7 protein-coding genes and 1 pseudogene are annotated in these 8,854 nt (G+C 66.0%); 4 read left to right on the top strand and 4 right to left on the bottom strand.

The genetic code is table 11. The annotated features are described in order from the left end of the window. Positions 1–464: hemophore (locus ACFE99_RS18840; protein ID WP_375487918.1), on the bottom strand; the 464-nt coding region annotated here is incomplete at its 3' end. 291 nt (positions 465–755) lie between these two features. Here ACFE99_RS18840 and ACFE99_RS18835 point away from each other — a divergent pair. From ACFE99_RS18835 to ACFE99_RS18825, 3 genes and pseudogenes are all read left to right on the top strand, one after another. After that, positions 756–3,707 (top strand): annotated as a pseudogene (locus tag ACFE99_RS18835) (MMPL family transporter). Next, complete coding sequence (locus tag ACFE99_RS18830; protein ID WP_375487916.1) at positions 3,704–4,207, top strand: XRE family transcriptional regulator; 504 nt, start codon at positions 3,704–3,706, stop codon at positions 4,205–4,207. Before ACFE99_RS18835 ends, ACFE99_RS18830 begins: the two are co-directional and overlap by 4 nt. Continuing rightward, positions 4,204–4,629 (top strand): CoA-binding protein, encoded by a 426-nt coding sequence (locus ACFE99_RS18825; protein ID WP_375487914.1) that lies wholly within the window; start codon positions 4,204–4,206, stop codon positions 4,627–4,629. The genes ACFE99_RS18830 and ACFE99_RS18825 overlap by 4 nt, the downstream gene beginning before the upstream one ends. 4 nt (positions 4,630–4,633) lie before the next feature. Here the strand turns inward: ACFE99_RS18825 and ACFE99_RS18820 are convergent, their stop codons facing one another. Next, the gene (locus tag ACFE99_RS18820; protein WP_375487912.1) at positions 4,634–5,323 is read right to left on the bottom strand and encodes a hypothetical protein; all 690 of its coding nucleotides are present in this window, start codon (positions 5,321–5,323) and stop codon (positions 4,634–4,636) included. Beyond that, positions 5,320–5,997 (bottom strand): hypothetical protein, encoded by a 678-nt coding sequence (locus tag ACFE99_RS18815; RefSeq protein WP_375487910.1) that lies wholly within the window; start codon positions 5,995–5,997, stop codon positions 5,320–5,322. Before ACFE99_RS18815 ends, ACFE99_RS18820 begins: the two co-directional genes overlap by 4 nt. Positions 5,998–6,037: 40 nt before the next feature. Here ACFE99_RS18815 and ACFE99_RS18810 point away from each other — a divergent pair, with 40 nt between their 5' ends. Continuing rightward, positions 6,038–8,023, top strand: coding sequence for a M13 family metallopeptidase (locus tag ACFE99_RS18810; RefSeq protein WP_375487908.1), 1,986 nt, complete (start codon positions 6,038–6,040; stop codon positions 8,021–8,023). 67 nt (positions 8,024–8,090) lie between these two features. On the opposite strand, the gene ACFE99_RS18805 is transcribed toward ACFE99_RS18810, so the two are convergent. Beyond that, positions 8,091–8,854, bottom strand: a 764-nt coding sequence (locus ACFE99_RS18805; RefSeq protein ID WP_375487906.1) for an Ig-like domain-containing protein, incomplete at its 5' end; no start/stop codon positions are given.

The following is an 8,854-nucleotide window of genomic DNA, read 5'->3' as shown; positions in this document are numbered from 1 at the left end:
CCGCCGGGCGTTCCGGCAACCGGCTGAGCCGGCGGGATGCCACCCGGCAGACCCCCCGGAAGCCCGCCCTGGGCTCCCTGCATGAGCCCCAGCATCTGCGGAATCGTGATCGGCAGCTTGCACTTTGTTCCCAGACCGGTCAGCGGCTGGGAGATCGTTTGCAGGTCGCTGGCCACCTTGGGATTGGCTTCGAAATAACTCTTCAGCGACGTGACCGACTGGGGCCCCGCCGGCTGCTGCAAGATCGAGGTCATCGCCTGGTTGGTCTCTGGGTGTGAGTCCAGGTAGTCGCCTGCCGACTTGGCTACCGAGCCGACCGTCCTGGCCATCTCGCTTGCCGCGCACGGATCCTGTGCACCCGTTGCCGAGGGCACAGCAAGCAAAGCGGTGGCGGCGCCACCCAACGCGGCGACGGTCAGCACCCCGAAAAGCCCGTGACGCAAGGTCCCGGCAATCGGTTTCATGGACAACTCCTTACGCGGTTTGCCAATACCCGCACGTCTCGCAAACGGGCTGAGGCCCAGGATCTTGGCCTGAGCCAGTGACGGCCATCTGACATCGTGCCATCTATTGCGACGAGCCCGCCAATTGACGGCGCTGAGAATCTGCTCACGGCCGGGATCTCGGCATCAAGACCATCACGATTTGGAGTCACCGCAGCTCAGAGCCGCTAAGTTGAGCTACGTCACAGCATGCTGCGGTAGGCTCGCGTCCACGCGGCGGGGGAGAAGGCGGGGAAAGAAATCCAGCAGTTCATGATGCGTCTGAGCAGCAACCTGCGCAGATACCGCTGGCTTGTGTTCACAGGTTGGCTGCTGGCAATACTTCCCGCGATCTATTTGACGGTGACCCAGTCAGGTCACCTGACCGGTGGCGGTTTCGAGGTCTCGGGATCACAGTCGCTGCTGGTTCATGACCAGCTCGAGGATCATTACCCCGACCAGGGCGCGTCCCCGCTAGCGCTGGTGGCAGCGCCCCGCGCCGATGCCACCTACGCGGACATGAACGACGCCGTCGAGCTGCTCAACCGGGTCGCTGGTGAGGTTCCCAGCGTGTCGGTGGTTACCGACCCGCGCCAGCCTGCCCCGCAGCCGGACCGCCCGTATGTGGTGTCGCTGCGGCTGGACTTCAATAACAGCGGGGCCAGCGACGTCGCCAAGAAGCTGCGGGAAAAGGTGGGCGTCCACGGCGACAGACCGGGCAGTTTCAACAACGGCCGGGTCCGGCTGTATGTCATCGGTCAGGGCGCGCTCAGCACGGCCGCGGCGGGAAACACCAAACACGACATCGCCGCCGCGGAGCGGTGGAACCTGCCGATCATCCTGATTGTCTTGCTCGCCGTGTTCGGTTCGCTGGCCGCGGCGGCGATCCCGCTGGCGCTGGGCATCTGCACCGTCGCGATCACCATGGGCCTGGTTTACCTGCTGTCTGCGTACACCACGATGTCGGTGTTCGTCACCTCCACGGTGTCCATGTTCGGCATCGCGCTGGCCGTCGACTACTCGCTGTTTATCTTGATGCGCTTCCGGGAGGAGCTGCGCGCCGGCCGCCAGCCCCAGGACGCTATTGACGCGGCGATGGGCACTTCGGGGCTGGCGGTGGTGTTGTCCGGCATGACGGTCGTCGCCTCGCTGACCGGCATCTACCTGATCGGCACCCCGGCGCTGGCATCGATGGCCACCGGCGCGATTCTGGCTGTCGCGGTCGCGATGCTGACGTCGGCCACGATGACACCTGCGGTGCTGGCAACCTTCGGCCGCGCCGCCGCCAAGCGGTCAGCGGTGCTGCACTGGTCGAGGCGGCCCGAGTCCACCCAGTCGAGGTTCTGGACCCACTGGATCGGGTGGGTGATGCGCCGCCCGTGGGCGTCGGCCCTGGCCGCGGCGGCGTTCCTCATCGCGATGGCGGCACCGTCGTTGTCGATGGTGCTGGGCAATAGCCTGCTGCGCCAGTTCGACTCCACGCACGAGATCCGCTCCGGGGTGGCCGCGGCGGCCCAGGCGCTCGGACCCGGGGCGCTGGGTCCGGTGCAGGTGCTGGTCACATTCCCGGAGGCCGACGCATCCTCACCCGAACACAAGGACACGCTCGCTGCGATCGGCCAGGAGCTGGCGAGCGCTCCCGACATCGTGTCGGTGACACCGCCGGTATTCGCCGACGACAACAGCAGCGCGCTGCTGTCCGCGGTGCTGTCGGTGGATCCCGAGGACATGAGTGCACGGCACAGCGTCGACTGGATTCGCGCGCATCTGCCCAAGGTTGCGGGTGCCGCTTCGCTGCGCGTCGATGTCGGCGGACCCACCGGGCTCATCAAAGACTTCGACGATCGGGTGGCCGAAACCGAGCCGCTGGTGTTGGTTTTCGTCGCGCTGATCGCCTTTGTGATGCTGCTGATGTCGATTCAGTAGGTGTTGTTGGCGTTCAAGGGCGTGTTGATGACCATGCTGTCGGTCGCCGCCGCCTACGGCAGCCTGGTGATGGTGTTCCAGTGGGGCTGGCTGGAAAAGCTCGGTTTCGAGCGGATCAGTTCGATCGACAGCACGGTGCCGCCCCTGGTGCTGGCGATGACCTTCGGTCTGTCGATGGATTACGAGATATTCCTGTTGACCCGTATCCGGGAACGTTTCCTGCAGTCAGGGCATACCCGCGACGCCGTCGCCTACGGCGTCAGCACGAGTGCGCGCACCATCACCAGCGCGGCGCTGATCATGATCGCGGTGTTCATCGGCTTCGCGTTCGCCGGTATGCCGCTGGTCGCCGAAATCGGTGTGGCATGCGCGGTGGCGATCGCCGTCGACGCCACGGTGGTGCGGCTGGTGCTGGTGCCGGCGCTGATGGCGATGTTCGAGCAGTGGAACTGGTGGCTGCCGGCTTGGCTGCACCGCGTGTTGCCGTCGGTGGACTTCGAAAGGCCGCTGCCCAAGGTACGGCTCCACTACGTCGTGATGAGTCCCGAGGACGTCTCCGCGCCGGTGGTGCCCAGCGCGGACCTGCGGGTGGTGATCAAGTCGGCGGCACGGCTCAAGCGCCTGGTTCCTGACGCGATCTCGGTGACCGACCCGTTGGCCTTCACCGGATGCGGTGGCCGCGATAACGGCGGTGAGGAGGCCACCACGCGGCGCACCACCCTGGCGGGCACCACAGTCGCGGCGAACGGGTCGTCGGTGGCCAAGAAGTTCGTCGGCGGCTTGCCGTACCGCAACGGCACCGGCCGGGCGACATCGCGGCCGGTGCATCCGGTCACCGTGTGGCGCGGCCGGCTTTCCGTGGCCCTCGACGCACTGGAAGCCCAAGCCGATGCGGTGGACCCGGCCTTCGAGCGCCGCAGCCCGGTGGAGACCACCAACGTCCAATTGCCCACCGGCGACCGGCTGCAGATCCCAACCGGCGCAGAAACGCTGCGTCTGAAGGGTTACCTGATCATGTGCCGCAATAGCAGCCGCGACTACGCCGAGTTTGCTGAACTGGTCGACACGATGGAACCGGAAACCGCTGCTGTGGTCCTGGCCGGGATGGACAGGTACTACTGTTGTCAACAACCTAGGCGACAATGGGTCGCCAGCCAGTTGGTCCGTCGGCTCGCGGATCCGCACCCGTCCGACATCGATGACGAGCATTTGTCGGACCCGGGTGCCCGGGCTGAGTGGGAAGAGGTCAGGCAGCGCTGCCTATCGGTGGCCGTAGCGATGTTGGAGGAGGCGAGGTGACGTTGGCAGCGGACCGACGGCCTGGACCGATGCCGGGTCGGCCCGCCATCCAGCCGCGGTACACCGACCGGCCGGTCGAGTTTTGGCCGACCGCCGCCATCCGCTCGGCGCTGGAGAGCGGGGACATCGCCACCTGGAAGCAGATCGCCGTCGCGCTCAAACGCGACCCGTACGGGCGGACCGCCCGCCAGGTCGAAGAGGTTCTCGCGGGCTCGCGGCTATACGGCATCTCCAAAGCGATGGCCGAGGTGCTCGAACGCGCCCGCGCACACTTGGAAGCCGACGAACGCGCCGAGGTGGCCCGCCATGTGCGGCTCCTGATCGAGCGGTCTGGTTTGCGAGAGCAGGAATTCGCCTCCCGCATCGGGGTACCCGCCGACGAGCTCGCCGCCTACCTCGAGGCCAGGGTCAGCCCGTCGGCCTCCCTGATGATCCGCATGCGCCGCTTGTCCGACCGGTTCGCCAAGGTGAGGTCGCAGCGTCCAGCCGGTAACTCATGACCGGTCAGCCCGATGCCGCCGCGCTGCAGCAGATGCTGCGTCAAACGCACAGCATTGCGGTCGTCGGCGCGTCGGACAAGCCAGGCCGGCCGAGTTACGGCGTCTACTCGTATCTGGTATCGACCGGGGACTACCAGGTGTATCCGGTCAACCCGACGATCACCGAAATAGACGGCGCGCCAGTCTATCCAAGCCTGGCTGACCTTCCCGTCGTCCCCGACATGGTTGACGTGTTCCGCCGCTACGACGAGTTGCCGTGGGTGTTGGCCGACGCACTTGCACTTCAGCCGCGGCCCAAAACCCTCTGGCTGCAGCAGGGTCTGTGGCATGAGGAGGTGGCCCGCGACGCCGAGGCCGCCGGCCTGCAAGTGGTGATGGATCGTTGCCTGAAGGTCGATCACGCCCGCCTGTGCCGGCGCTGAGCCACTATCGCGAGTTGATCGGCGACACGTCGAAAACTCGCCAGTGACCGCTGTTCTTGGTCAGCGTCACCCGCAGCGCGAGCACGGCACGGCTCGGCGGCTGGCCCGGGGTGTTTTGGATGGCGCGCAGCACCACCGCTACGCTGGCCGCCGAAGGTCCCTGGGCCTCAACTCCGGCCGATAGCGTCGAGGCCTGCGCGGTCACGTTGCGCTGCGCCAAATCCTTTGTGGACTTGGCGAATTCGTCTTTGAATGCCGTCGCGTGTTCGGGCACCATCATCGCCGCGGCCCGATCGACCGATGCAGCCGGATCGTTCGGGGAGAACGTCGCCGTCGCCTCCGCCATGCCTGAGGCGATCCGCACCACCTCTCGGGCGTCGCGCTTGAAGTCGCGGTCGGGCATGGACCAGCGCGTAAAGCCGGTCAGCACTGCCGCCACCAAAGCCGTCGCGCACACCGCGACCACAGCCAGCCGCAGCCCGGGCGCGTCGTCATCGGTACCGACGGTCACCGAATCACGGCGCGCCAGAACGAAATTGACCACGACGCCTTCGACGATGAGCAGCATCAGCACCGAGCACAGCGACACCCACCACAGCGGCCAGGCCAGCACGATCCCGATCATCGCCAGCGCGCCAATTGCGCCCAGCGGTGCTGCAATGTCGAACGCCAACACTCGCCAGAGGTTTCTCATTTGATCGACCCCAGCTGTGAGATCAGCAGCTTGCCGTCCACATCGGAGACGTCAAGTCGCAGGTTCCAGTGCACGGTCTGCGGTTTGCCGCCGGCGCTTTCTGCGACCGACGTGGCGACCACCATGACGGTGTCAGTGCGGCTGGCCACCGGAGGAAGCTGCGGGCTGGGCGGCCCGGCGTTCGGTTGGGCGTCGGGGTCGTGGTGCAAAGCTTCGATCGCCACCGCCTCGGTCCGGCCGGTGCTGCGTGACTTGAGCCGCTGCACCACTTCCCGATACGGCTGCACGGTCGCGTCGAAGTCGAGGTTGAGCTCACCGACGGTTCCGTCATGCAGCCGCTGCAAGCTGGCGTCGATGTTGTCGGTGTTCATGTTGATCAGCACGCCCGTCCAGTCGGCTGCGGTTTGCAGGACTCGGCTTTGGTAGGCGCGTTCGCCGACATCGTCGCGGTGCATCGACCAGATGACCGCGCCCAGCGCGATCGCCGCGACCGACAGCGCACCCACCACGGCCGATGCGATGCCGTAGAGGGTAATGATCCGCCCGTCCGATGGTTCGAGTGCGGCATCGTCATCGTCGGCCGCCGCAGCGGGTGCGGCGTCGTCAGCCACCGCAGCGGGCGCGGGGCCGTCGTCCTCGGCCGGTGGCCCGGTCGGCTCGCCGTCGTCAAGCATGGCCGTGAGGCTACCCGGCCGATGATGGAAGGATGGCGGGGTGACGGTAGAAGCGCTGCACTCCGGCATCGACCTTAGCAATGTCGACACCGGTATCCGCCCCCAAGACGACCTATTCGGCCACGTGAACGGCCGGTGGCTCACCGAATACGACATTCCGCCGGATCGCGCAATCGACGGCGCATTCCGGTGGTTGTTCGACCGGGCCGAAGCCCAGATCCGCGACTTGATCACCGAAACGGCCGCTACTGCCGCCGAGCCGGGCACCGACGAACAGCGCATCGGCGACCTCTATGCCAGCTTCCTTGACGAAGAAACCGTCGAACGCCGCGGTTTAGAACCGCTCTTCGAGGAGCTGGCAGCACTCGACGACGCCGCCGATCCCGACGCGCTGGCGGCCGTGCTCGGCGCCCTGCAACGCACCGGAGTCGGTGGCGGCGTCGGGCTATATGTAGACACCGACGCCAAAAACTCCAACCGCTACCTGCTCCATGTCACGCAGTCAGGCATCGGATTGCCCGACGAGTCCTACTACCGCGACGAGCAGCACACGCAGATCCTGGCCGCTTACCCAGGCCATATCGCGCGGATGTTCGCGCTGGTCTACGGCGGCGAGGCACAAGACCACGCGGAGACCGCGGCCCGCATCGTGGCGCTGGAGTCAAAGCTGGCCGCGGCGCACTGGGACGTGGTGAAACGCCGCGACGTCGCGCTGACCTACAACCTGCGCACCTTCGCCGAAGTGCAAGCCGAGGCGGCTGGATTCGACTGGGCCGGCTGGATCGGCGCGCTGGGTAGCACCGCGGAGTTGGCAGCGCAACTCGTTGTGCGCCAACCTGATTACCTCACTGCGTTCGCGCAGCTGTGGGCCAGCGAGCCTCTCGACGAGTGGAAGCGTTGGGCGCGTTGGAAGGTGATCCACTCCAGAGCGGGCATACTCACCAACGCACTGGTAAGCGAAGATTTCGAGTTCTACGGTCGCACGCTGACCGGCGCCGAGCAGATCCGCGAGCGCTGGAAGCGCGGCGTATCGCTAGTGCAAAGCCTTATGGGTGACGCGGTCGGAAAGCTTTACGTGCAGCGGCATTTCCCGCCGGAAGCGAAGGCCCGCATCGACACCTTGGTCGACAACCTGCGTAAGGCGTATCGGATCAGCATCAGCAATCTGGACTGGATGACACCGCAGACCCGCGAGCGTGCGCTGGCCAAGCTGGACAAGTTCACCCCGAAGGTCGGCTACCCGAACAAGTGGCGCGACTACTCCACCCTGGTGATCGGCCGCAGCGACCTGTACGGCAACTACCGGCGCGGGTACGCGGTCAACTACGACCGCGAGCTGGCCAAGCTGGGCGGACCGGTCGACCGCGACGAGTGGTTCATGACACCGCAAACGGTCAACGCCTACTACAACCCCGGCATGAACGAAATCGTCTTTCCCGCAGCTATTTTGCAGCCGCCATTCTTCGACGCCGACGCCGATGACGCCGCCAATTACGGTGGCATCGGCGCGGTGATCGGACATGAGATCGGCCACGGCTTCGACGACCAGGGCGCCAAATACGACGGTGACGGCAATCTGGTGGACTGGTGGACCGACGAGGACCGCGACGAGTTCGCCGCGCGCACCAAGGCGCTGATCGAGCAGTACGACGCCTACATACCCAGGGCGCTCGGTAACGGTCACCGCGTCAACGGCGCGCTCACGGTCGGGGAGAACATCGGCGATCTGGGCGGGCTGTCGATTGCGCTGCTGGCCTACCAGCTGTCGCTGAACGGCAAGCCCGCGCCGGTCATCGATGGGCTCACCGGCGTTCAACGGGTCTTCTTCGGCTGGGCCCAGGTGTGGCGCACCAAAGCCCGCGAAGCCGAGGCGATCCGGCGGCTGGCGGTCGACCCGCACTCGCCGCCGGAGTTCCGGTGTAACGGCGTGGTCCGCAACATCGACGCGTTCTACGACGCGTTCGACGTCACACCCGACGACCGGCTATACCTCGAGCCGGCCCGCCGGGTGCGCATCTGGAACTAGGTTGCGCGAAAAGACGCAAAATCCCCCAATTTCGTTCCGAAATGGGGGATTTTGCGTCTGCTCGGCGCTAGATCTGCCAGTCGTTGGAGCCGTCGTTCTTGCTGTAGGTGCCGGTGGAGTTCTTCACGACGACGGGATCGCCGGAGCCGAAGTTGTCGAAGAACCACTTCGCATTGGCGGGGCTGATGTTGATGCACCCGTGGCTGACGTCGCGCACACCCTGATCGGCCACCGACCACGGCGCGCTGTGCACGTAGTCGCCGCTGTTGTCGAACTGGACGGCGTCTTGAACCGTGACCTTGTAGCCATACGTCGAGTTGACGGGCACACCGTAGGTGGAAGAGTCCATCACTACCGTGGCCTTCTTGTCGAGCACGTAGTAGGTGCCGTTGGGGGTCTGGTGTCCGCCCGCCGACATCCCCATGGACATCGGGATGGTCTTTTCCACCTTCCCGTTGCGGGTGACGGTCATCGTGTGGGTGGCGTCGTCGGCCGTGGCCACCAACGAGTCGCCGGTGTGGAAGTCCGACGTAGTGCCGGCTGCGTCGATGTGGACCGCGGTGTGGGCGGGCCAGAAGCTCAGTGGACGCCACCGCACCTGGGTGGGAGTCATCCAGTAGAACTTGCCGGGCACCGGTGGCTCCGAGGAAATGTGGATCGCTTTTTCGGCCATCGCCTGGTCGGCAATGGGCCGCTGGAAGTTGATGACGATCGGCTTGGCCACACCAACCGTCGCACCGTTGACCGGGCTGAACGACGGCGGCAGGAACGGCGGCTCCCCCGTGAACGGTGTGGGGTCCTGGCCGGCGGCGGGCCCGGACGGTGCGGCAG

This window comes from uncultured Mycobacterium sp. (assembly GCF_964249325.1).
Taxonomy (GTDB): domain Bacteria; phylum Actinomycetota; class Actinomycetes; order Mycobacteriales; family Mycobacteriaceae; genus Mycobacterium.
This window is presented reverse-complemented; position numbering and strand designations above follow the sequence as displayed.